Consider the following 21,606-nt stretch of genomic DNA (forward strand, 5'->3'; position numbering starts at 1 on the left):
CATCCTGAAAAAAGGAGATAAGGAACGGTTACGCCTCATCAGCGGGCAAAAAACGCATCCAGAGCGCGGGGCTCAGGTCGCGCAGAAGCGCGCCCGCCTTTTCCCCCCTGGCTTCGATGCTTGCCAGCCGGAAAGCTTTGCATGATTTGTCATCGTTGTCCAGCTGTTTTGCCCCCTCCCCGTCCGCAGGCTGAAGGGACACGTCGATACGTTCTTCCGCCCGGTACCGGGGGGCGAGGTATTCCGGCCATTCCAGCAGCAGAAAGGGGTCGCCGTCATCCAGCATTTCTTCCATTTCCTCCGGCAGGGAGGCGCCTTCCGAAAGGCGGTACAGATCGGCGTGGAGCACTTCCGGCCGCGTGGGGTACACGTTGCACAGCGTAAAGCTCGGGCTGGCCACTTCGGCCGTTTCTCCGCCGGGAAGCGCGGCGACGAATCCCCGGGCAAGGGTGGTCTTGCCGCCGCCGAGATCGGCGAAAAGGTACAGATTGCGCACGGTGGATGCGCTCATGGCCCGGGCCAGCATGGCCCCGAGTTCCATGGTGTCTTCGGGAGATGTCAGAACAAGGCGCATATGTCCTCCTTGCCGGGTTCCCCCACCTGATGCATCACACGGGGCAGGGCGTTAGCGATATCAAGAGGTCCGTTGCCGCGCAGGGGAAATTCCCGGGAAAGGGCCATGCCCGCGAGCGCGTGCAGCCATACGCCGCGCGTGGCGGCCATGCCCGCGCATGCGCCCTTTGCCAGAAGCGCGCCGATGATGCCGGCGAGCACGTCGCCGGATCCGGCCACGGCAAGCTGAGGCACCTGCCACGGAGAAATGACGGAAGGTTCGCCGGGAACGGCGATGAGCGTGCCTTCCCCCTTGAGCACCCATACGGCGCGGCCTCTGCCGGCGAGGGCCTCCAGGGCGGCGAAACGGTTTTCCTGCACTTCGCGTGCGGAGATGCCGAGAAGGGCGGCGGCTTCTCCCGGGTGCGGGGTGAGCACGTCGCAGGGGCGCAGCAGGGAAAGAAGTTCCGGTCTGACGGCCAGAGCAAAGAGCGCGTCGGCATCAATCACCATGGGCGGAAGACCGGGGATGCCGAGAAGCGCCTCCATGCAGGCTGCCGCGCCTTTACTTCTGCCGAGTCCCGGTCCGAAGACCAGCGCGCCGCATGTCTTTGCGGCTCCGGCAAGGGCTGCGGCATGTTCCGCCATCCAGTCGTGCGCGGGAGCGGAGGAAAGGGGCCGGGTAACAACGGCGGGCATGGTGCTTCGCGCAATGTCGAGCACAGGGTCGGGTCCGGTAACGGTCACAAGGCCCGCCCCCGAACGCAGCGCGGCCCATGCGGCAAGGCAGGGCGCTCCCGTGTAGGCGGCGCATCCTCCCGCAATCATGACGCGCCCGGCATCGCCCTTGTGTGCCGGGCCTCTGGGGGAGGCGTCGGCGGCGTGTGCCAGAAGGCCGGCCATGCGGGGGCTGATGCCGTGTTCCAGGGTATAGGGCGCGCCGCCGTCCTGTTCCCGCTGACCGGGGATGAGCCAGGTGCGGAAGGAGAGGGCCTTTTCCGCATCCACGGCGCGGGGTATGCCTATGGGGCGCACGTCCACTTCACCCGTGAAGGTTTCCGCCCACGGCACCACGAGTCCGGGCTTGGCCGCATGAAAGGTGACGGTGGCGTGGGCGCGCACGGCGTCCGGGCAGGGACGGCCCGTTCGGGCGTCGAGTCCGGAGGGCACGTCCACGGCAAGAACGAGGCGGCAGCCGAGGGCGTTCATTCTTTCGACGAGTACCGCTTCCTTTTCCCGCAGCGCGCCGTGGAATCCCGTGCCGAGCAGCGCATCCACAAGAATGTCCGGCCTGAAGGAAAGGGCGCTTTCCCAGTCCGCTGCGGAATATACGGGTATGCCGAGGCGCTGGGCCACGCACAGCCAGTGTCCGGCCGCGCCCTGAGTGTTGCAGAGATCGCGGGTGCTCAGCACCACGGGCTTTGCACCGGCGTCCAGAAGGTGCCGCGCCATGCAGAAGGCGTCGCCCCCGTTGTTGCCCCTGCCGGCCACGAGCAGCACACGGGAAGAGGCGAGGCAGAGCCCTCTTTTCCCGGCCTGCGCACGCAGGCAGTCCATGGCGGCGCGGGCGGCGCTTTCCATGAGCGTTTCCTCCGCAATGCCCGAGGCGACGGCCCCGGCATCCCGGAGCGCCATTTCCTCCGGTGTGGGAACAGGAACAAACATGCGTTTTCCTCCGCGCGGCCTTGCCGCGCAAGGGCCTGCGTTTTCGCCACAGCTGACGGGGCAGGCCGGAAAAGGTTGCTCAGGGCGACGGATGTCCCCCGCAGAACGCGGCCGCCGGAGCAGAGCTTCAGGATTCGAGAATCACCACGGCCCCGGCCATGTCGCGTTCATGGGAAAGGGAAAGGTGCAGGGCGCGCACGCCCATGCTTTCGGCTCTGGCAAGGGCTTCTCCGTGCAGGTGCAGTTCCGGCTTTCCCGAGGGCAGGGTGAGTATTTCCACATCCTTCATGCCTATGCCGCGGGAAAAGCCCGTGCCGAGCGCCTTGACCGCGGCTTCCTTGGCGGCGAATCTTCCCGCCACATAGGCGACGCGCGCCGCACGCGGCGCAGGAAGGGCGGCAAGCTCCTTCGGCGTGAGCAGACGGGCAAGGAAACGCTCGCCGTATTTTTCCAGCATGTTCTGGATGCGCGGCAGTGCCGCGAGGTCGAAACCCGTGCCTTGAATCATGGGGTCCTCAGTGCAGGATGTTCCAGAGCATTTCGCCGGCCGTCACATAGAGGAACACGGCGAAGAAACGACGCAGCACGGGCACGGGCAGGCTGTGGGCCAGCTTCGCGCCGAGGGGGGCGAAGAAGACGCTGGAACAGGCTATGCCCAGCGTGGCGGGCAGGCTCACATAACCGAGGCTCCACGCGGGAAGCTGCGGATCCCCCCAGCCCACGATGATGAAGCCCACGGTGCCCGAGATGGCGATGGGCCAGCTTATGGCCGCCGAGGTGCCCACGGCCTGGCGCATCTCCACGCCGCACCAGCGCAGAAAAGGCACGGACATGCTTCCGCCCCCCAGCCCCACGAGACTGGACACGCCGCCGATGGTGAATCCCGCCGCCGCGAGTGCGGCGTGGCCGGGCATGGTCTTGCGCGGATGGGGGTAGAAATCAAGGAGCATCTGCGTGGCGATGCACACGAGAAAAACGACGAAGAAGCCCCGCAGGCCCGCGGTGGACATGCGCGAGGCCAGCCAGGAGGCGCAGAGCGTGCCTATGACGATGGCGGGGGAAAGGCCGAGAACATATTTCCACAGTACGCCGCCCATGCGGGCATGGGAGCGCGTGCTCGATATGGCCGTGAACAGAATGCTGGAGAGCGAGGTGCCCACGGCAAGGTGCATGATGAGCTCCTGCGGGATGTCGCTCTGGAGGCGGAAGATCATGTTCAGAAGCGGTACGACCACAAGCCCGCCGCCGATGCCGATGAGCCCGGACAGAAAGCCTGCGGTGGCTCCGCAGAGAAGATAGAGCAGAAGGATGGTCATAACAGCGCATTCGGCAGGGACGCTGTGCCTTGCCGGAAACAGGTCGTGCAGGGGGCCGGCCCGGGGTACCGGGCCGGCCGTATAGTCAGGCCAGAATGTCGGAAGTGATGGAGGCAATGTCGGCACAGCCGGTGAGGGCCATGGCCGAGGTGAGCTGAGCCTTGATGTCGGCCACATAGGCGGCCACGCCGTCGGTCTGTCCGCCGATGGCGGCCACGGAGAAGGGCCGGCCTATGAGCACGGCCTTCGCGCCGAGGGCGAGGAGCTTGAGCACGTCCGTGCCGGAACGCACGCCGCCGTCGGCCAGGACGGGGATTCTGTCGCCCACGGCCGAGGCAATGCCGGGCAGCACTTCCGCGCCGCCGCGCGTGCCGTCGAGCACGCGGCCGCCGTGATTGGACACCACGATGGCGTCCACACCGGCGTCGATGGCGATGCGGGCGTCGGTCACGGTCATCACGCCCTTGATCATGAACTTCGCGCCGCGTTCATGCACGAAGCGGGCGATTTCCGCCAGTTCTTCGGCGCTCTTGGGAGCCACGGGGCGGCCCTGCAGGCGCAGGGTCACAAGACCGGCGGCATCCACGTCCATGCCCACCACGGGGCAGCCCGTGGCCGTGGCGGATTCGAGTCTGTTCCACAGAAAATCGCCTTCCCAGGGCTTGATGAAGGGGATGCCCCAGCCTTCCGCCTTGCGGATGGCCGCAAAGGCGCAGTCGGGAATGAGGGAACCCACGCCGTCGCCGCCGCAGCCGATGATGCCGGCCTTCTTGGAACCGCAGATGACGGCTTCGGCATAGGCGGCTTCATCCACGGGGTTCTGCGAAGCGTCGCCCATGTTGAAGGCCACGCCGCCGATGGGAGCGGCCATGAGGGGCAGGGCGAGCCTGAGGCCCAGAATTTCCGTGGAGGTGTCGGGCTGGGCGGCGTTGTGCAGGCAGCGCATGGCCAGTTTCACACTGGCCAGAGCTTCCACATTGGCGCGGAAGGAGGAACCGGTGCCGAGGCCCCCCATGCCGGGGACTTCCCCGGCGCAGACGCGGCCGTCGCATTGCGGGCAGACACGGCAATGGCCCTTCATGCGTTCACGGGCCAGCTGTTTGATGGATGCGTCCATGCTGTCTCTCCTGTACGGGTAAAACGGTTCTTACGCGGCGCGCAGAGCGCGCCGCAGCGGTGTCAGTTCTGGTGCCTGGCTTCCAGTTCGGCGGCGGCCTTTTCCACGGAAGCCTTGTACCCTTCGCGTTCGGCGCGGATAAGTTCCGCCACGCGCTCATCGTGCAGGGCGATGATCTGGGCGGCCAGCCAGGCGGCGTTCTTTGCGCCGTTCAGGGCCACCGTGGCCACGGGGAAGCCGGAGGGCATCTGCACGGTGGCATAGAGCGCATCCAGCCCGCCGATGGTGGAACCGGCCACCGGAATGCCGATGACGGGCTTTATGGTGCGGGCCGCCACGGCGCCCGCGAGATGGGCGGCCATGCCGGCGGCGCAGATGTACACTTCGCAGCCGTCCGCTTCCAGCTCCTTCATGAGCTTTTCGGTGCGTTCGGGCGTGCGGTGTGCGGAGGTGACGGTGTAACGGTAGGAAATGCCGAGCTTTTTAAGCACTTCGGCGCATCCGTGCACGACGGGATCGTCGGAGGCGGAACCGATGAAAATGGCAACTTGAGTCATGGGAAAGATCCTTTTTTCCGGAAAAAACCGGCTGTGCGCATCCTCTGAGGCGCGCGGATTCATGCGGACATCAGGCGAGGTGCAGCCTTTTCAGGCCCTTTTTGCCGATATCGGTGCGGAACTGGCTGTGCTCCATGGAAAGAAGCGCCATGCCTTCGTAGGCGCGGGTCTGGGCATCCCTGAGGTCCGCACCCAGAGCGGTGACGCAGAGCACGCGCCCGCCGTTTGCCAGAATACGTCCGTCCTCGGCCCGGGTTCCAGCCTGGAATACGCGCACGTTTTCCAGCGCTTCGGCCTTGTCTATGCCCGAAATGGGCATGCCCTTGGGGTAGGAGCCGGGATAGCCTTTGGCCGTGAGCACCACGCCGAGGGCCGAGCGTTCCTCGAGGTCCAGCTTCACGGTATCGAGCGTGCCGTTGATGCAGTGGAGCATGATGTCCGCAAGGTCGCTTTTGAGGCGCATGAGCAGAGGCTGACATTCGGGGTCGCCGAAGCGCACGTTGTATTCGAGCACCTTGGGGCCGTCCTTCGTCATCATGAGGCCCGCATACAGAATGCCCTTGAAGGGCGTGCCCCGGCGCGCCATTTCTGCAAGAATGGGGCGCGCCACGATGTCGGCCATGGCGGAAAGCTCCTGATCGGGCAGAACAGGGGCGGGGCTGTAGGCTCCCATGCCGCCGGTGTTGGGACCCTTGTCGCCGTCGAACACGGCCTTGTGATCCTGAGCGGAAGGCAGGGGCAGGGCGGTTTTGCCGTCGCAGAAGCTGAGCAGCGAAACTTCCTCGCCTTCCAGGAATTCCTCGATGAGCACGGTGCTTGCGGCGTCGCCGAAGGCGCTGTTTTCAAACATGAGGTCGAGGGCGGCGTGCACTTCCTCCATGGTCATGGCCACGATGACGCCCTTGCCCGCGGCAAGGCCGTCGGCCTTGACCACCAGCGGCGCGCCGTGCTTTTCCACAAAGGCCTCGGCTTCCGCACGGCTGGTGAACACGCCCGCCGCCGCCGTAGGCACGCCGGCCTTCTGCATGACTTCCTTGGCGAAGGATTTGCTGCCTTCAAGCTTCGCGCAGGCGGCCGAAGGACCGAAGCAGGGAATACCCGCCTCCTGCATGGCGTCCACCACGCCGAGAGTCAGGGGAAGCTCGGGCCCGGGCACCACGAGATCCACGGCCTTTTCTCTGGCAAAGGCCACAAGCCCTTTGATGTCGCTGTCTTTGATGGGCACGTTGACGGCCACGGAGGCCGTGCCGCCGTTGCCGGGAGCGACGAAGACTTCCGTCACGTCCTGCCGCTGCTTCAGCTTCCACGCAAGGGCGTGTTCGCGTCCGCCGGAACCTACGATGAGTATGCGCATAGTATCCTTCCTTATTTCATGAACAGCATTTCCTGATAGCTGGGCAGGGGCCAGAGATCGTCGGCCACCATGTTTTCCAGCCTGTCGGCCCAGTGACGCAGCTCTTCCATGGCGGGAAGCACGCTGTGCAGGCACGCTTCGGCGCTCTTGAGCAGTTCTTCCTCGCAGGGCGACCAGTTCAGGGCGAGGGTGCGTTCCTCCATCGTGCGGAGCGCGCCTTCAAACTTGCCGATGACCTCGGCAAGCTCCTTGAGGGAATCCAGGGAGGCGGGCACGCCCAGGGCCGTGCAGGCGGAGGCGGAGGAGGCGAGCTCCTGGCGGTACCGGACGGCCGCGGGGTAGATCTGGGTGCGCGCCATGCGCACGGCGAGGCAGGCCTCGGTGTGCATGGTCTTCAGATACTGCTCAAGCTGTATGTCTTCACGGGCCTTGAGTTCCTGCCGGGAGAAGACCTGATATTTCCCGCACAGTTCCACCACTTCGGGGGAGGAGAACACCGGCACGGCGTCGGGCGTGGCCGGGTAGTTGGGCAGGCCGCGGCGTTCGGCCTCCTTCTGCCAGATTTCGGAATAACCGTTGCCGTTGAAGATGACGGCGCTGTTTTCCTCCATCACGTTCTCGATGAACTTCTGCACGGCCTCGCCCAGGCTGAGGTGGTCCTCATGCAGGGCGTTTTCCAGGAAGGTGGCGGCATAGTCCAGCGATTCGGCCATCATGGTGTTGAGCACCACCAGAGCGTCCGCGGCGGACATGGAGGAGCCCAGGGCGCGGAATTCAAAGCGGTTGCCCACAAAGGCGAAGGGGCTGGTGCGGTTGCGGTCGCCGGGATCGGCGGGGAGCGGGGGCAGGGTGTCCACGCCCACGTTCATCATGCGCTTGCCCGCGGCGCCGATCACCTGTCCCACACGGAACTGCTCAAGCACGTCGGTGAGCTGGTCGCCGAGGAACAGGGACATGATGGCGGGCGGCGCTTCGTTGGCGCCGAGGCGCCTGTCGTTGGAGGCGGAGCTCACCACCGCGCGCAGGAAGCCGGCATGGCGGTGCAGGGCGCGGATGACCGCGCACAGGAACACGAGGAACTGTGCGTTTTCATGGGGGTTGTCGCCGGGCGCGAAGAGGTTGCCCACTTCGGGGCTGCCGATGGAGTAATTGAGGTGCTTGCCCGAGCCGTTGATGCAGTCGAAGGGCTTTTCGTGCAGCAGGCAGGACATGCCGTGGCGGCGGGCGGTCTTTCTGAGCACCGTCATGATGAGCTGGTTGTGGTCGCAGGCGAGGTTGCCCGACTCGAAGGTGGGGGCTATTTCATACTGGCTGGGGGCCACTTCGTTGTGGCGCGTCTTCACCGGAATGCCCAGACGGTAGAGCTGGCGTTCCACGTCGGCCATGAAGCCGAGCACGCGGCTCGGAATGACGCCGTAGTACTGATCCTCAAATTCCTGTCCCTTGGGAGGACGCGCGCCGAAAAGGGCGCGGCCCGCGATGAGCAGGTCGGGCCTTGCGGAAACAAAGGTGCCGTCGATGAGGAAATATTCCTGCTCCAGCCCGCCGTTGGAAATGATGGGCATGGTGGGGTTCACGCCGAACAGGCGCAGCACGCGGGCCGCCTGCTGGTTCAAAGCCTGGTTGGAACGCAGGATGGGCGTTTTCTTGTCGAGGGCGATGCCCGTCCAGGAAAGGAACACCGTGGGAATGCAAAGGACCATGCCCGCGGGGCTTTCCATGAGGTAGGCGGGGCTGGTCACGTCCCAGGCGGTGTAGCCGCGGGCCTCGAAGGTGGAGCGCAGACCGCCCGAGGGGAAGCTGGAGCCGTCGGCCTCGCCCTGCACCAGGGCGCTGCCGCTGAACTGGGCGAGGGCGCCGCCCTTGCCGTCGGGGTCGAGGAAGCTGTCGTGCTTTTCCGCGGTAAGACCGGTCAGGGGATAGAAGACATGGGTGTAATGGTCCGCGCCGCGTTCCATGGCCCAGGATTTCATGGCATTGGCCACAACGTCGGCCACGGCCGGGTCGAGACGCCTGCCGAGGTCGATGGTGGTGCGCAGGGACTTGTACACGGCCTTGGGCAGGTAACGGCGCATGGCCTTGTCGTCGAAGACGTTGCAGCCGTAATATTCCGTGGGATCGGTGTGGCTTTCGGCTGCGGCGGGGCGGCCCCCCGCTATGTATTCCGCGTCGTGCCGCCTTGTGGCGACGGAAAGAACGGCATGACTGCGGCTGGCGTTGGCGGAACTCATGCGAACTCCTTCAAAAAAATGATGACAGGCCCGGATGTCCGGGCCTTTCGGCTGTGAGTGGGAGGGCTTTCCGCCCCGGGATCAGTCTATGGAAACCACTTCCAGGGCGAAGGTGAGATCCTTGCCTGCCATGGGGTGGTTGGCGTCGAGGACGATATGCTTGTCGTTCACTTCGCAGATGGTCACTTCCAGTTCCCCCTGATCGGTGGAGACATGGAGCATCATGCCGACCTGCGGCTTGATGGTCGGCGGCACCTGCTCCAGGGGCACGGGGAAAAGAAGCTGCTCCTGCCTGGCGCCATAGGCTTCCGCCGCGGGAATGGTCACGGAGAACTTGTCGCCGACTTCATGGCCCGTCACGGCCTTGTCGAAGCCGGGGATGACCTGGCCGGAGCCGACCTTGAAGCGCAGGGGGCTGCCCTCGCGGGAACGGTCGAACTCGGAACCGTCGTTCAGGGTGCCAACATAATGGACAGAAACAGTGTCGCCGGGTTTAATGGGCATGGGAACCTCTGGGGAAGAGTGTTGAAAGGGAACGCGCGCGTGCCGCTGCCCGGAACGGGCGGAGACGGTGCACCGGAAAAGGAGCTTTCGGATTGACGGCATCGGCACAGGACGATACCTAACACAGAGATCGTCCAACTCCAAGCGCATTTAATGGATGGAGGCCTGCGGTATGACACCGGAAAAGAAAGACGGCGCACAGCCGGGGCAGTTCAGCCTTCTCGGCACGGCAAGCACCATGGGGCTGCACATGGTTTCCGGCCCCGTGGTGGGGGGCGGCCTGGGCTGGCTTGTGGATGAGTGGCTCGGTTCCTGGCCCGTGGCGTCGGGCGTGGGGCTTCTGCTCGGTCTGGCCGCAGGCTTCCGCAACGTGTGGCTGGATGCCCGGTATCTTGAGAAAAAGAACGCCGAGAGAGACGCGGAGGAAAAGGCCCGTCGGGAAAGGGAACGCGCGGAACGGGAAAAGGCCCGTCCCGCCGATGCGGGAAAGAGCGCCCGCAGGGCCTTTTACGCCGATGCCGCGCCGCAGGGAGAGGAAGCGGACAAAAAGGAGGATGCCGTAGCCTCCATCCTCGCCGGAACGGCCGTCCCCGGAGACGGGGAACCGGATGATCCCGAAGAATCCTTCGAGGCCATACGCCGGGCACTTGAGGAGGCCGCAGACGGGAAGCATTCCGGCGCAGGAAAGCAGCATGAACATAATTGAACAAGCGGATCGCCGGCTCTGGCGCAGGGGCTTCGTACATGCTCCTCTGCGCGGTGCCGTGAGAAATCTTTTTTTCTTTTCCCTGGGCCTTCTTATTGCCGGAATCGCCGCCCTTCCGTGGGGTACGCACCTTTTCTGGGCCGGGGTGATGGCAATGCTATCCTTCTGGAATTTTTATACTCTTGCCCTTTTTATCCAGAGGGCTCTGCCCGCGGTCATCCCCGAGGAGGATAAAAGGGGGGAGGCGAGCAGCCGCATTGTGAAAAAAGGTCTGCTCATCAGAACGCAATTGAGGCTTTTCATTACAGGAATTTTCGTGTATATAGCATTAGTCGTTTTTCAGGCGAGTCCGGCCGCGCTTGCGGCGGGTCTTTCCTCGGCGATCATCGTCATACCGGCATCTCTGATATTCCGGTACTGAATAGCCTGGGCACATACAGGAGGTTTCCATGGCTGCATCTGGACTGGCGCACCCTCTTCTGCTTTCGACCGTTTTCCACATGGATGAAATCACGGTCGCGGGCATGACCATCGAGACCAAGTATGTGTTCTTCACCTGGCTCGGCATGGCCATTCTGCTTGTCACCGGGCTTGTGCTCCGCAGAAACATCAGCACTGTTCCCGGCCGTCTTCAGCTCTTTTTCGAGGTTCTCGTGGACGGACTGGAGAAGTTCATCCTTTCCAACCTCGGCGAGGAGAAGGGCCGCCGCTATGTGCCCCTGCTGGCCTCCATCTTCATCTATGTGCTGACCATGAACCTGCTGGGTCTCGTGCCCGGCTGCGACGCCCCCACCGCCAATCTGAACACCACCATCTCCATCGCGCTGTGCGTGTTCATCTATTACAACTATGTGGGCATCCGTACCTGGGGATTCGGGTATATCCACCACTTCACGGGTTCCAGCAAGCCGCTGATTCCCCTGATGTTCCCCATTGAGATCATTTCCCATCTGGCCCGTCCGCTTTCCATGTCTCTGCGTCTTTTCGGCAACATCTTCGCCGAAGAAATGACGCTCATCATCTTCTTCGGCTTCGGTGCGAGCATCTACATCGGCGTGCTTCTCGGCACGGTGCCCATGTACTTCCTGTTCCTGCTCGGCAAGGTGCTGCAGGCCTTCATCCTGTTCATCCTTTCCATGATCTACATTCAGGGCTCTCTGGAACACGCCCACTAAGCCGCCGCAATCCTGGGGGAATGGCCTTACGGCCTCAACATTCATAATTGTAATGGAGTTTTACCATGCGCAAGATTTTCCTCACCACGCTGACCACCCTCATGCTCCTCGCTGTCGCCGCCGTTGCCTTCGCCGCCGACGGTGAAGCCTCCAGCAGCTTCGGCCTCGCCGCCGCCGGCATCGCTCTCGGCATCGGCCTCGCCGCTACCGGCGGCGCTCTCGGTCAGGGTTCCGCCATCAAGGCCGCCTGCGAAGGCATCGCCCGCAACCCCGATGCTTCCGGCAAGATCTCCCAGTCCCTCATCCTGGGCCTCGCCTTCATCGAATCCCTGGTCATCTATGCCCTTCTCGTGGCGCTTATCCTGCTCTTCGTGAAGATGTAGTTGCATTTATCGGGCGGGGAGGATATATTCCTTTCCGCCCCTTATTCTTTTAACCGGCAAAAAACATGAACCAGACTCCCAAATACGAACATATCCCCCGCGCTACCATTCAGCGGCTCGCCACCTATCTTCAGGTTCTTGAAGCCATGGACAAGGATGGCGTCCAGGTCATTTCTTCCGAACCCCTGTCCCGGGCGTGCGACGTCAACGCCTCTCAGGTTCGTAAGGATCTTGCCTACTTCGGCGAATTCGGCGTTCGCGGCGTAGGCTATTATGTGTCTTATTTGCTGGAAGTCATCAAAGCCTGCCTCAACGCCAACCGCGAATGGCGCGCCGCCCTCGTGGGCGTGGGCAACATGGGCAGGGCTCTGCTCAATTACCAGGAATTTCGCCGCCACGGCTTCACCATCGTGGGCGCCTTCGACTGCGACCCCTTCAAGATCGGTGAAAAGCTCTACGGCCTGGAAGTTTACTGCACCAAGACGCTTATGGAGAAGGTGCCCGAACTCGGCATTGAAATCGGCATCATCACCGTGCCGCCGGAACGCGCCCAGCGCGCGGCCACGCAGCTTGTGGACGCCGGCATCAAGGGTATTCTGAACTATTCCGCCGCGCGCATCACCGTGCCGGATCATGTGTTCGTGGAATACGTCAACTTCTTCCATCAGATCTATTCTCTGACGTTCAATATCTCCACCAAGCAGCGCTAGGCGCCGGTGCAGAAGACAGCCTGTCAGGGCCGCCCGTCGAAAGACGGACGGCCTTTTCTGTTCTGTGCGTTTTTTCTCGGGGGCGCATCGCAGAAGCGCAGAAGATGGCCCTGCTGGGGCGGAAAGGGCCTGTGAAAAGGCCGGAAAAACGGTTTCACGGCGTGAAGCGGGCGGGCAGGCCGTCTTCCTCCCGTTTTTCCGGCATGCCTTCCCTGTGTGCCGTCCGGCCAGGCCTCTCCGTCCCCACGGGGACGGGCCCGGGAAAAAGCGGCAGATCCTGCGGGGAAAAGGCGTTTTCCCCCGGCGCTTTTGCAGGAGCCTTCCGCCATATTCCGGGAGGGGCATGGAAGGGACGCGGCGGCTCCGGCCGGGCCGTGCGCGACCCGTTCAGCGGCAGAGAGGCGCGTTTTTGTTCCCTTTTTCCTGCCGGAGCATGAGATTTTCCGGCTCTCATGATGATTTTTGCCGTTACGGGCTTTTCCGCTCCTTTTTCAGGGCAGTGAAGGCCCTTTTCCGCCTCCCTCCGGCAGGGAGGGACCCGCGGCCCCCTACACGCTGAAGCGAGCCGATTCTTTTTTGTTTTTTCTGCGAAGTTTGTCGATAATGGGCGTTCTAGCTACTTGCTCATCCGGCCTCCATAGCTTATCAATAAGGAAAGGGCACAAGAGGAAACATAGCCGTCATATTCATGTTTCCCGCGCCCCTGAGAAGAAAGGCCGGAGAAGTCCGGCATGTACAAAAATGCTCTGAACCGGCGTGCCGTTTCCGCCCCGGTTCTTCAAGGAGATAGAAGAATTATGGAAAAGTTGGATCTGCTGGCTCAGCGTATAGATGGCCTCATTCAGGAACTGGATCGCCTCCGCGAGGAAAATCATCAGCTCCGTGAGGAAGGCAAGCGTCTCCGTGAAGATCTGGAACTGGGGCAGATGGCCTCCGAAGAGCTTCAGGAGCAGCTCAACCGTGAACGCAGCGTGCGCGACGAAGCCTGCAACCGAGTCGACGAACTTATCAGCCGTATCCAGAGCACGCTTCCTGCCGCGGAACAGCAGCAGAACGGCTAATGGCAGGCGGCCGCCATGCACAGTTACCATCTTGACCTTTGCGAAACGCACGTCGCCTTTCGTACCGAGGCCGATCCCGACAGGGTGGAAAAGGCCAGAGAGTATGTGGAGGAACGATACGGCAAGGTAAAGGCGCAGGGCGGCCAGTACGGCAGAGACAGGTTGATGGCCATGCTTCTTCTCAGCATGGCGGACGACCTGCTGGAACTGCGGGAGCGTACCAGTCGGGCGGATTCCCGGCTGGATGAGCTTCTGCAGAGTTTGAAGGAAAACACGCCGGGCGAAGGCGGGACGGAGCAACCCGCCGAAAAGGGGACAGAACCTCTTTCCCGGTAGCCCATATTCCCTGGGATGTGCGTGGGGAGCTAGCTTGCGCCGGCCTCACTAGCGTTAGCAGGGAGCCAGTCTCCGAAATGGTGTGCATACCCGCTGTGTGCGGGCAGCCTGAAGTTTCGGACAGGCGCCCACTTGGAGACCACAAGGTCTCGTGCCAGCAGCTTTTCACGGCATCCCGGGTTCTTTTTTCCTTCTTCCGTATCTTGCCCGCCTCTACGGCGGGCTTCCGACAATCCAATGCTGGAGCGCGGCGTGAGCCGCGCAGAATCCGTCGTGCCCTGCGCCGTGCGGACAGTATCGGGCGTTGCCCGTCAACATATCACAGGAACTACCATGGATGACATCATTTATTACGCCTTCGCGCTGGTCAGCCTTGTGGCCGGTGCGCTCCTCGGCGTCTTCATACAGCGGCATGTGACCACCAAACGCATCGGCGAAGCCAACGAACTGGCTCAGCGCATTGTGGAAGAAGCGCGCAAGGAAGCGCAGGCGCAGAAGAAGGAGATTCTGCTCCAGGGGCAGAACGAGATCTTCAGCCAGAAGCACGCCTTCGAGGTGGAATGCAAGGATCAGGAACGCGCCCTCAAGAACCGTGAGAAGAAGCTCCAGGACATCAGCGACCGCATGGAAGAGAAGATGGAGCGCATCACGCAGAAGGAGCACGACATTCTCGCCCAGGAAAAGGAGCAGACGCAGCGTGAGCGCGTGCTGGCCGAAAAGGAACAGCAGGTGGAAGCCACCCTCGACGAGCAGGAACGCCGTCTGCAGGAAGTTTCCGGCCTGACGGCGGAGGAAGCCAAGTCCCGCCTGTTCGAGGAAATAGAATCCCGCACGCGCCATGAAGCCGCGAAGATGATGCGCGTCATTGAAACGGAAGCCCGGGAAACGGCGGACCGCAAGGCCAAGGAAATTCTGGCCTGCGCCATACAGCGCTATGCCGGCGACTATGTGGGCGAACAGACGGTGACGGCCGTCACCCTGCCCAGCGAGGACATGAAGGGCCGCATCATCGGCCGCGAGGGCCGCAACATCCGTGCTCTGGAAGCGGCCACGGGCGTGGATCTCATCATTGACGACACGCCGGAAACCGTCATTCTTTCCGCCTACAGCCCCATACGCCGTCAGGTGGCCCGCATGGCGCTGGAGCGCCTCATTCAGGACGGCCGCATCCACCCCGCCCGCATCGAGGACATCGTGCACAAGTGCGAGCAGGAACTGGAAGTGCAGATCCGCGAGGTGGGCGAACAGGCCACCTTCGACGCGGGCGTGCACGGCATCAACCCCGACATCATCCGTCTGCTCGGCCAGCTCAAGTACCGCACGAGCTTCACGCAGAACGTGCTTCAGCATTCGCTGGAAGTTTCCGCCCTCTGCGGCATGATGGCCGCTGAACTCGGCATGGACATCAAGCGCGCCAAGCGCGCGGGCCTGCTGCACGACATCGGCAAGGCCGTGGACCATGAGGTGGAAGGTTCCCATGCCCTCATCGGCGCCGACATCGCCAAGAAATACGGCGAAGGCAAGGATATCGTCCATGCCATCGCCGCCCACCATGAGGACGTGCATCCCGAAACGGCACTTGCCGTGCTCGTGCAGGCTGCCGACTCCCTCTCCGGCGCACGTCCCGGCGCGCGCAAGGAACTGCTGGAAAACTACGTCAAGCGCCTTGAGGATCTGGAGAACATTGCCGATTCCTTTGAAGGCGTGGCCAAGTCCTACGCCATTCAGGCAGGGCGCGAGCTTCGCGTCATCGTCAATTCCGACAATGTGGACGACGACAGCACCTACCTGCTCTGCAAGGACATTTCCGCCAAGATCGAGGAAAATCTCACCTACCCCGGCCAGATCCGCGTCACGGTCATCCGCGAACGCCGCGCCGTGGGTTTTGCCAAGTAGCGTCATATCGCCGTCATGAACGGGAGGCATACTGTTCCCGTTCTCAGCTCCATAAGGATACCTTCATGTTCTACACCCCTTCCGATTTTACGCCCGATTTTTCCAAATCCGGAGGCCTTGTGGCCGCCGTCGCCCAGGATGCCGCCACCGGCGAAGTGCTGATGCTGGCCTGGATGAACCGCGAGGCATGGGAAGCCACCCTCGCCACCGGTGAGGCGCATTACTGGAGCCGCAGCCGTCAGAAGCTGTGGCACAAGGGGGAAAGCTCCGGCAACGTGCAGAAGGTTTCGGCCATACGTCTGGACTGCGATTCCGACGCCGTGGTGCTGGAAATAGAGCAGGTGGGCGGTTCCGCCTGCCACACCGGCAGAAGAAGCTGTTTTTACCGGCGGATCACTCCCGGCAGCGGGGAAGTGTCCATCTGTTCCCCTCAGGTTTTCGATCCCGCAGAAGTGTACAAGAAGTAGAGGCTCACAGCATGAAATCTCAGCTCAAGCTCGGTATCCCCAAAGGTTCCCTGGAAGAAGCCACCATCGCCCTTTTCGACAGGGCCGGATGGAAAATCCATAAGCATGTCCGCAACTATTTTCCCGACATCAACGACCCGGAACTGACGGCCAGACTGTGCCGCGTTCAGGAAATCCCCGAATACATCCAGAACGGCATTCTCGACGTGGCGCTCACCGGCAAGGACTGGCTGGAGGAACGCGGCGTTTCCTACGGCGGCAAGGAAGACAGCGACGCGCCCGTGGTGGTGATTTCCGACCTGGTGTACTCCAAGGTTTCCAACCGCAAGGCCCGCTGGGTGCTGGCCGTGGCCGGCGATTCCCCCTACCAGTGCGCGGCCGATCTTGAGGGCAGGCGCATCTCCACGGAACTTGTGGGCGTGAGCCGTCGTTATTTTGAGGAAAAGGGCGTGCCCGTCCAGATCAACTATTCCTGGGGCGCCACCGAAGCCAAGGTCGTGGAAGGGCTGGCCGACGCCATTGTGGAAGTGACGGAAACGGAAACCACCATACGCGCCCACGGTCTGCGCGTCATCGACGAGGTCATGGCCAGCAATACCGTGCTCATTGCCAACCGCGCGGTGTGGAACGACCCGGAAAGCCGTCACAAGATCGAGCAGATCGACCTGCTTCTGCAGGGCGCGCTCAGGGCGGAAAGCTTTGTCTGCCTCAAGATGAACGCTCCCACCGCCAGACTGGATGCCATTCTCGGCCTGCTGCCCGCCCTGAATTCCCCCACCGTGGCCGCCCTGCGCGATCCGGCCTGGGTTTCCCTGGAAACCGTGGTGGATACGCATGTGGTGCGCGATCTTATTCCTCAGCTGCATGAGATGGGTGCCGAAGGCATCCTGGAATACAGCCTCAACAAGGTCATCTAGTTTTTTTCATCGGCAACAGGAGCCGGGGCATGGCGTTTTTCGCCGTGCTCCGGCTTTTTTCGTTCCGGGGCGCTCTCAGGCAGAGCTGCGTGCTGTGAAAGGCGCGAAGTGCGGAAGGCTCCCGGTTTTTTCAGAACAATATGAAAAAGGCCGCCGCTTCGGGGGAAGCGGCGGCCTTTTTTGCATGATGCGGGGAAGAATTACAGGAACATGCCGGGGTTGGCCACGGAGACAAGATCGCGCTTCATGAGTTCCTCGGCGATCTGCACGGCGTTGAGGGCCGCGCCCTTGCGCACGTTGTCGGCCACGATCCACAGGTTCAGGGCGTTTTCGCAGCTTTCATCCTCGCGGATGCGGCCGACGAACACGTCGTCCTCACCGGCGGCGTCCACGGCCAGGGGGTAGAGGTTGGCGCGGGGGTTGTCGACGACCTGCACGCCGGGAGCCTGAGAAAGAATGACGCGGGCCTGAGCGGCGGTGAGCTTCTTTTCCGTTTCGATGTTCACGGATTCGGAATGGCCGTAGAACACGGGCACGCGCACGCAGGTGGCCGTCACGCGGATGTTCGGATCGAGCATCTTGTGCGTTTCGTTCACCATCTTCATTTCTTCCTTGGTGTATTCGTTTTCCTGGAAGACGTCGATGTGGGGCAGGCAGTTGAAGGCGATCTGATGAGGATAGGCCTTGGGTTCGATGTCCTGCATGTTGAAGAGGCGGCGCACCTGGGTTTCCAGCTCGTCGATGCCCTTCTTGCCCGTGCCGCTCACGGCCTGCATGGTGGTCACGACAATGCGCTTGATGACGGCGGCGTCATGCAGGGGCTTCAGGGCCACCAGCATCTGAATGGTGGAGCAGTTGGGGTTGGCGATGATGCCGTTGTGCTTTTCCAGGTCTTCGGGGTTCACTTCGGGAATCACCAGAGGGCAGCGCTCATCCATGCGCCAGGCGCTGGAGTTGTCCACCACCACGCAGCCGGCGGCCACGGCGTGGGGAGCGAACTCGGTGGAAACACTGCCGCCGGCGGAGAAGATGGCAAGATCAATGCCCTTGAAAGAGTCCTTCGTCAGTTCCTTGACCGTGATTTCATCGTCTCCGAAGGGAACTCTGGTTCCGGCGGAACGGGCGGACGCGAGGGCGGTAATGGAGGCGCAGGGGAAACGGCGTTCGGCGAGGGTTTTCAGCATCTCACGGCCGACGGCGCCTGTTGCGCCGCACACTGCAACATTAAGGGACTTTTTCATGGCGGGAATCTCTCCTGTTCCAAACTTGCGCAAAATCGCAAGTTTTGCATTATTGTAAAACGGATCTTTGCACCCGCCGCGCACACATGTCAAGCCATGCGTTCTTTTTCTTTAAGTTTTGAAAGGGAGTATAAGTAAAATCAGTAAGTTGGTGTGATAAGCCGTTTTTTTCGTCCCCGGGAAAGAAGGGCTTGCGCTGTTTTACGTCTTGGTTATGATGTCCGCAGGAGGACGCGACATGAGAATATTCCTTTTCCCGTTGGCGGTTACGCTCCTGTTCGCATGTTGTCTTACCGGATGCCTGAGTGAAGACCGCCTCGACGATGTGAAGATCGACGGCAGCATGACCACCGTGCTCGGCACGGGGAGCGGCTATTCCGGCGGCGGCAGTCAGATGCGGACCGGCATAAGTTTTTAGCCTCTTGGACATTTTCAACCAAGGTCATCCCGATGCTTGCCATTCTCGACTACAAGGCGGGAAACCAGACCAGCGTTCTTCGTGCGCTGCGCGCTCTGGGCGTTCCGGCCGAGATCACGGCCGACCCGTCGACCATACTTTCCGCCGAGGGCGTGATCTTCCCCGGCGTGGGCGCGGCCGGACAGGCCATGGCCCAGCTCACCTCCACCGGCATGGACAAGGTCCTCAGAGAGGCCGTGGCCATGGAAAAACCCCTGCTCGGCATATGTCTCGGCTGTCAGATTCTTCTGGAACACAGCGAGGAGAACGATACCGACGCTCTCGGCATTCTGCCCGGCGTCTGCCGCCGCTTCCAGCCGGAATGGAAGGACGGCGGGGAACCCATACGCATTCCGCACATGGGCTGGAATACCCTTGAGGTGAAGCGCCCCTCGGTGCTTCTGGAAGGCGTGGAAAAGGACGCGCGCTTTTACTTCGTGCACAGCTACTACACCGAACCGGCCCCGGAACTGGTCATTGCCACCAGCAGTTACGGGTGCGAGTTCACGGCGGTGTACGGCCGTCCCGGACTCTGGGCCGTGCAGTTTCACCCCGAAAAGAGCGGCAGGCCCGGCCTGCGTCTGCTGACGAATTTCTATCATTACTGCAGGGAGGGGGCCCGTGTCTGAGAAAAGCCATCTGAGCAGAAGGCTCATCCCCTGTCTCGACGTTCGCAACGGCCGCCTGACCAAGGGCATCAAGTTCAAGGGCAACGTGGACATAGGCGACCCTGTGGAAACGGCCCGCCGCTATTATGAGGAAGGCGCGGACGAAATCGTCTTCTACGACATCACGGCCTCCTGCGAGGCCCGGGGCATTTTCCTCGACGTGGTGGAGCGCGTGGCGAGCAACATTTTCATTCCCTTTTCCGTGGGCGGGGGCATTTCCTCCGTGGAAGACATGCGCGCCGTGCTGCTGGCCGGGGCGGAAAAGGTTTCCGTGAATTCGGCGGCGGTGAAGGACCCCTTCCTCATCAGCCGCGGTGCGGACGCCTTCGGTTCTCAGGCCGTGGTGGTGGGCATGGACGTCAGGCGCGTGAGCGTGAGCGAGGCATGCCCTTCCGGGTATGAAATCGTCATACACGGCGGCCGCATGCCCATGGGCATCGACGCCGTGGCCTGGGCCCGCCGCTGCGAGGAACTCGGAGCCGGGGAGCTGTGCGTCAACTCCATCGACGCCGACGGCACCAAGGACGGCTACGAGCTCACCCTCACCCGCATGATCTGCGATGCGGTGACCATTCCCGTCATTGCGTCGGGCGGCGCGGGAGCCCCTGAGCATCTGGTGGATGCGGTAACGAAGGGCGGCGCCTCCGCCGCGCTCGTGGCCTCCATCGTGCATTACGGTCAGTATACCATTGCGGAATTGAAGGATTACATGGAAAAGGCCGGCGTTCCGGTGCGGAAGGTGTAGAGCCGCCCGCCATCCGGCGCAGAACGGTTGCGGCCGGAGGACAAAGCGTCTATGCTTGCCGCTTCCTATACGCCCATCATCCGAGGAGTACGACATGTCTCACGATTTCCCCACGCGCCGCGCGCGCATGGAATATGTCTGCATGAACTGCGGCCGACGCCATCCGGTGGACGCCCTTCTTTATACCTGCCCCGACTGCGGCGGCGTTCTTCTGCTGGAAGATCTTGATTTCGACGAGATGAAGGAAAAGGGCGCGCAGTACTGGCGCGATACCTTCGACGCGCGCCGCGCCACCCGCACGTCGGCCCTGCGCGGCGTGTTCCGCTTCTATGAGCTCATGGCTCCCGTGCTGGAGGAAGAGGACATCGTGTACCTCGGGGAAGGCGACACGCCCATCATCGAGGCTTCCGCCGAGCTTGAGAAGCATGTCGGCCGCCGCTTCGCCTACAAGAACGACGGCATGAACCCGAGCGCCTCGTTCAAGGACAGGGGCATGGCCGGGGCCTACAGCTATCTGAAGTCCCTGGTGCGCAGGAACGGCTGGAAGGAAGTGCTCACCATCTGCGCTTCCACGGGCGATACCTCGGCCGCGGCGGCCATGTACGGGGCCTATGTGGGCGCGCCCATACGCACCGTGGTGCTTCTGCCTCACGGCAAGGTCACGCCCGCGCAGCTTTCCCAGCCCCTCGGTTCCGGCGCGCAGGTGCTGGAAGTGCCCGGCGTGTTCGACGACTGCATGAAGGTGGTGGAATACCTGGCCGATCATTACCGCGTGGCCCTGCTCAATTCCAAGAACAGCTGGCGTGTGCTCGGGCAGGAATCCTATGCCTACGAAGCGGCCCAGTGGTACGGCTGGGACATGGCGGGCAAGGCCCTGTTCATGCCCATCGGCAACGCGGGCAACATCACTTCCATGATTTCCGCCTGCCTGAAGATGCGCCGCCTCGGCATCATTGAGGAACTGCCCCACATCGTGGGCGTGCAGTCCGAACATGCCGACCCGGTGTGGAGATACTACAGCACCCCGAAGGAGCAGCGTGCATATCACCCCGTGACCGTGCAGCCCAGCGTGGCGCAGGCCGCCATGATCGGCAACCCCGTCTCCTTCCCCCGCGTGAAGAATCTTGTGGAGCGCTTCGAGGCCATGGGCGGCCGTTTCGACGTGGTGCAGGTGACGGAGCAGGCCATCATGGATTCCATGATTCTTGCCAACCGTCACGGTCACATCGCCTGCACGCAGGGCGGGGAAAGCTTTGCGGGCATGCTGAAGGCCGACGAACTCGGCCTGCTCGGCAGGGAGGAATTCTGCATCCTCGATTCCACGGCCCACGCCCTGAAGTTCGCGGGCTTCCAGAACATGTACTTCGAGGATTCCTTCCCCGCCGAATACGGCGTGAAGGCCCGTCCGGAACTTGTGAATCACCCCAAGCTGCTGCTCACCGCCGAGGAGCGGGCCGCCATGCCTGCGGAGGAATTCACGAAGGCCGCCGCCCTTGCCGTGGCCGAAGCTGCGGGGCTGAACGCGAGAGCGTAGGGCGGCTTTCTCCA

The 21,606-nt window shown here is 62.5% G+C and carries 24 protein-coding genes and 1 other RNA gene; 15 read left to right on the top strand and 10 right to left on the bottom strand.

Annotation, left to right across the window (positions count from 1 at the left end; genetic code table 11):
- Positions 1-28: 28 nt before the first annotated feature.
- From tsaE to Q0K07_RS03390, 9 genes are all read right to left on the bottom strand, one after another.
- Positions 29-574 (bottom strand): tRNA (adenosine(37)-N6)-threonylcarbamoyltransferase complex ATPase subunit type 1 TsaE, encoded by a 546-nt coding sequence (gene tsaE / locus Q0K07_RS03350; protein ID WP_294556410.1) that lies wholly within the window; start codon positions 572-574, stop codon positions 29-31.
- Positions 559-2,217, bottom strand: a complete 1,659-nt coding sequence (locus tag Q0K07_RS03355; protein ID WP_294556412.1) for an NAD(P)H-hydrate dehydratase — start codon at positions 2,215-2,217, stop codon at positions 559-561. The genes tsaE and Q0K07_RS03355 overlap by 16 nt, the downstream gene beginning before the upstream one ends.
- 127 nt (positions 2,218-2,344) lie before the next feature.
- Positions 2,345-2,725: a holo-[acyl-carrier-protein] synthase gene (locus Q0K07_RS03360; RefSeq protein WP_294556414.1), complete on the bottom strand. Its 381-nt coding sequence runs from the start codon at positions 2,723-2,725 to the stop codon at positions 2,345-2,347.
- A gap of 7 nt (positions 2,726-2,732) precedes the next feature.
- Positions 2,733-3,533, bottom strand: a complete 801-nt coding sequence (locus tag Q0K07_RS03365; protein WP_294556416.1) for a sulfite exporter TauE/SafE family protein — start codon at positions 3,531-3,533, stop codon at positions 2,733-2,735.
- A gap of 85 nt (positions 3,534-3,618) precedes the next feature.
- On the bottom strand, positions 3,619-4,650 hold the full coding sequence (locus Q0K07_RS03370) for an alpha-hydroxy-acid oxidizing protein (protein WP_294556418.1): 1,032 nt from the start codon (positions 4,648-4,650) through the stop codon (positions 3,619-3,621).
- Positions 4,651-4,712: 62 nt separating this feature from the next.
- A complete protein-coding gene (gene purE, locus Q0K07_RS03375; protein WP_294556420.1) occupies positions 4,713-5,207 on the bottom strand; it encodes a 5-(carboxyamino)imidazole ribonucleotide mutase in 495 nt (164 codons plus the stop codon).
- Between the two features lie 70 nt (positions 5,208-5,277).
- Positions 5,278-6,561 carry a phosphoribosylamine--glycine ligase gene (gene purD / locus Q0K07_RS03380; RefSeq protein WP_294556423.1) on the bottom strand — a complete coding sequence of 428 codons (1,284 nt, stop codon included), beginning with the start codon at positions 6,559-6,561 and terminating at the stop codon, positions 5,278-5,280.
- 11 nt (positions 6,562-6,572) lie between these two features.
- Positions 6,573-8,792, bottom strand: a complete 2,220-nt coding sequence (locus tag Q0K07_RS03385; protein WP_294556426.1) for a glutamine synthetase III — start codon at positions 8,790-8,792, stop codon at positions 6,573-6,575.
- A gap of 81 nt (positions 8,793-8,873) precedes the next feature.
- On the bottom strand, positions 8,874-9,296 hold the full coding sequence (locus Q0K07_RS03390) for a peptidylprolyl isomerase (protein WP_294556429.1): 423 nt from the start codon (positions 9,294-9,296) through the stop codon (positions 8,874-8,876).
- Between the two features lie 172 nt (positions 9,297-9,468).
- Here Q0K07_RS03390 and Q0K07_RS03395 point away from each other — a divergent pair, with 172 nt between their 5' ends.
- From Q0K07_RS03395 to hisG, 11 genes are all read left to right on the top strand, one after another.
- Entirely contained in the window at positions 9,469-10,002 is a 534-nt protein-coding gene (locus Q0K07_RS03395) for an AtpZ/AtpI family protein (protein WP_294556432.1), read from the top strand.
- Positions 9,989-10,423, top strand: coding sequence for a hypothetical protein (locus Q0K07_RS03400; RefSeq protein WP_294556435.1), 435 nt, complete (start codon positions 9,989-9,991; stop codon positions 10,421-10,423). Before Q0K07_RS03395 ends, Q0K07_RS03400 begins: the two co-directional genes overlap by 14 nt.
- Positions 10,424-10,451: 28 nt before the next feature.
- A complete protein-coding gene (gene atpB / locus Q0K07_RS03405) occupies positions 10,452-11,177 on the top strand; it encodes a F0F1 ATP synthase subunit A (protein ID WP_294556437.1) in 726 nt (241 codons plus the stop codon).
- A gap of 65 nt (positions 11,178-11,242) precedes the next feature.
- On the top strand, positions 11,243-11,560 hold the full coding sequence (atpE, locus tag Q0K07_RS03410; protein ID WP_294556439.1) for an ATP synthase F0 subunit C: 318 nt from the start codon (positions 11,243-11,245) through the stop codon (positions 11,558-11,560).
- 65 nt (positions 11,561-11,625) lie between these two features.
- Positions 11,626-12,270, top strand: a complete 645-nt coding sequence (locus Q0K07_RS03415; RefSeq protein WP_077074016.1) for a redox-sensing transcriptional repressor Rex — start codon at positions 11,626-11,628, stop codon at positions 12,268-12,270.
- A 797-nt stretch (positions 12,271-13,067) separates the two neighbouring features.
- A complete protein-coding gene (locus Q0K07_RS03420; protein WP_077074015.1) occupies positions 13,068-13,331 on the top strand; it encodes a hypothetical protein in 264 nt (87 codons plus the stop codon).
- Between the two features lie 15 nt (positions 13,332-13,346).
- Positions 13,347-13,667, top strand: coding sequence for a cell division protein ZapA (locus Q0K07_RS03425; protein WP_294556442.1), 321 nt, complete (start codon positions 13,347-13,349; stop codon positions 13,665-13,667).
- A gap of 4 nt (positions 13,668-13,671) precedes the next feature.
- Positions 13,672-13,853, top strand: a non-coding RNA gene (gene ssrS / locus Q0K07_RS03430) — 6S RNA.
- Between the two features lie 147 nt (positions 13,854-14,000).
- Entirely contained in the window at positions 14,001-15,563 is a 1,563-nt protein-coding gene (gene rny, locus Q0K07_RS03435) for a ribonuclease Y (protein ID WP_294556444.1), read from the top strand.
- Positions 15,564-15,628: 65 nt separating this feature from the next.
- The gene (gene hisI, locus Q0K07_RS03440) at positions 15,629-16,030 is read left to right on the top strand and encodes a phosphoribosyl-AMP cyclohydrolase (RefSeq protein ID WP_294556446.1); all 402 of its coding nucleotides are present in this window, start codon (positions 15,629-15,631) and stop codon (positions 16,028-16,030) included.
- An 11-nt stretch (positions 16,031-16,041) separates the two neighbouring features.
- Complete coding sequence (gene hisG, locus Q0K07_RS03445; protein WP_294556448.1) at positions 16,042-16,947, top strand: ATP phosphoribosyltransferase; 906 nt, start codon at positions 16,042-16,044, stop codon at positions 16,945-16,947.
- A gap of 200 nt (positions 16,948-17,147) precedes the next feature.
- Here hisG and Q0K07_RS03450 read toward each other — a convergent pair whose 3' ends face one another.
- Complete coding sequence (locus Q0K07_RS03450; protein ID WP_294556450.1) at positions 17,148-18,188, bottom strand: aspartate-semialdehyde dehydrogenase; 1,041 nt, start codon at positions 18,186-18,188, stop codon at positions 17,148-17,150.
- 238 nt (positions 18,189-18,426) lie between these two features.
- Between Q0K07_RS03450 and Q0K07_RS03455 the strand changes: the two genes are divergently transcribed.
- The 4 genes from Q0K07_RS03455 to thrC all read left to right on the top strand — a co-directional run bounded on the left by Q0K07_RS03455 (position 18,427) and on the right by thrC (position 21,592).
- Positions 18,427-18,606 carry a hypothetical protein gene (locus Q0K07_RS03455; RefSeq protein WP_294556453.1) on the top strand — a complete coding sequence of 60 codons (180 nt, stop codon included), beginning with the start codon at positions 18,427-18,429 and terminating at the stop codon, positions 18,604-18,606.
- Between the two features lie 32 nt (positions 18,607-18,638).
- Complete coding sequence (hisH, locus tag Q0K07_RS03460) at positions 18,639-19,274, top strand: imidazole glycerol phosphate synthase subunit HisH (protein WP_294556456.1); 636 nt, start codon at positions 18,639-18,641, stop codon at positions 19,272-19,274.
- The gene (hisF, locus tag Q0K07_RS03465; RefSeq protein ID WP_294556458.1) at positions 19,267-20,058 is read left to right on the top strand and encodes an imidazole glycerol phosphate synthase subunit HisF; all 792 of its coding nucleotides are present in this window, start codon (positions 19,267-19,269) and stop codon (positions 20,056-20,058) included. Before hisH ends, hisF begins: the two co-directional genes overlap by 8 nt.
- A gap of 94 nt (positions 20,059-20,152) precedes the next feature.
- Positions 20,153-21,592: a threonine synthase gene (thrC, locus tag Q0K07_RS03470; RefSeq protein ID WP_294556463.1), complete on the top strand. Its 1,440-nt coding sequence runs from the start codon at positions 20,153-20,155 to the stop codon at positions 21,590-21,592.
- Positions 21,593-21,606: the final 14 nt, after the last annotated feature.

The organism is uncultured Mailhella sp., from assembly GCF_944324615.1.
Taxonomy (GTDB): domain Bacteria; phylum Desulfobacterota; class Desulfovibrionia; order Desulfovibrionales; family Desulfovibrionaceae; genus Mailhella.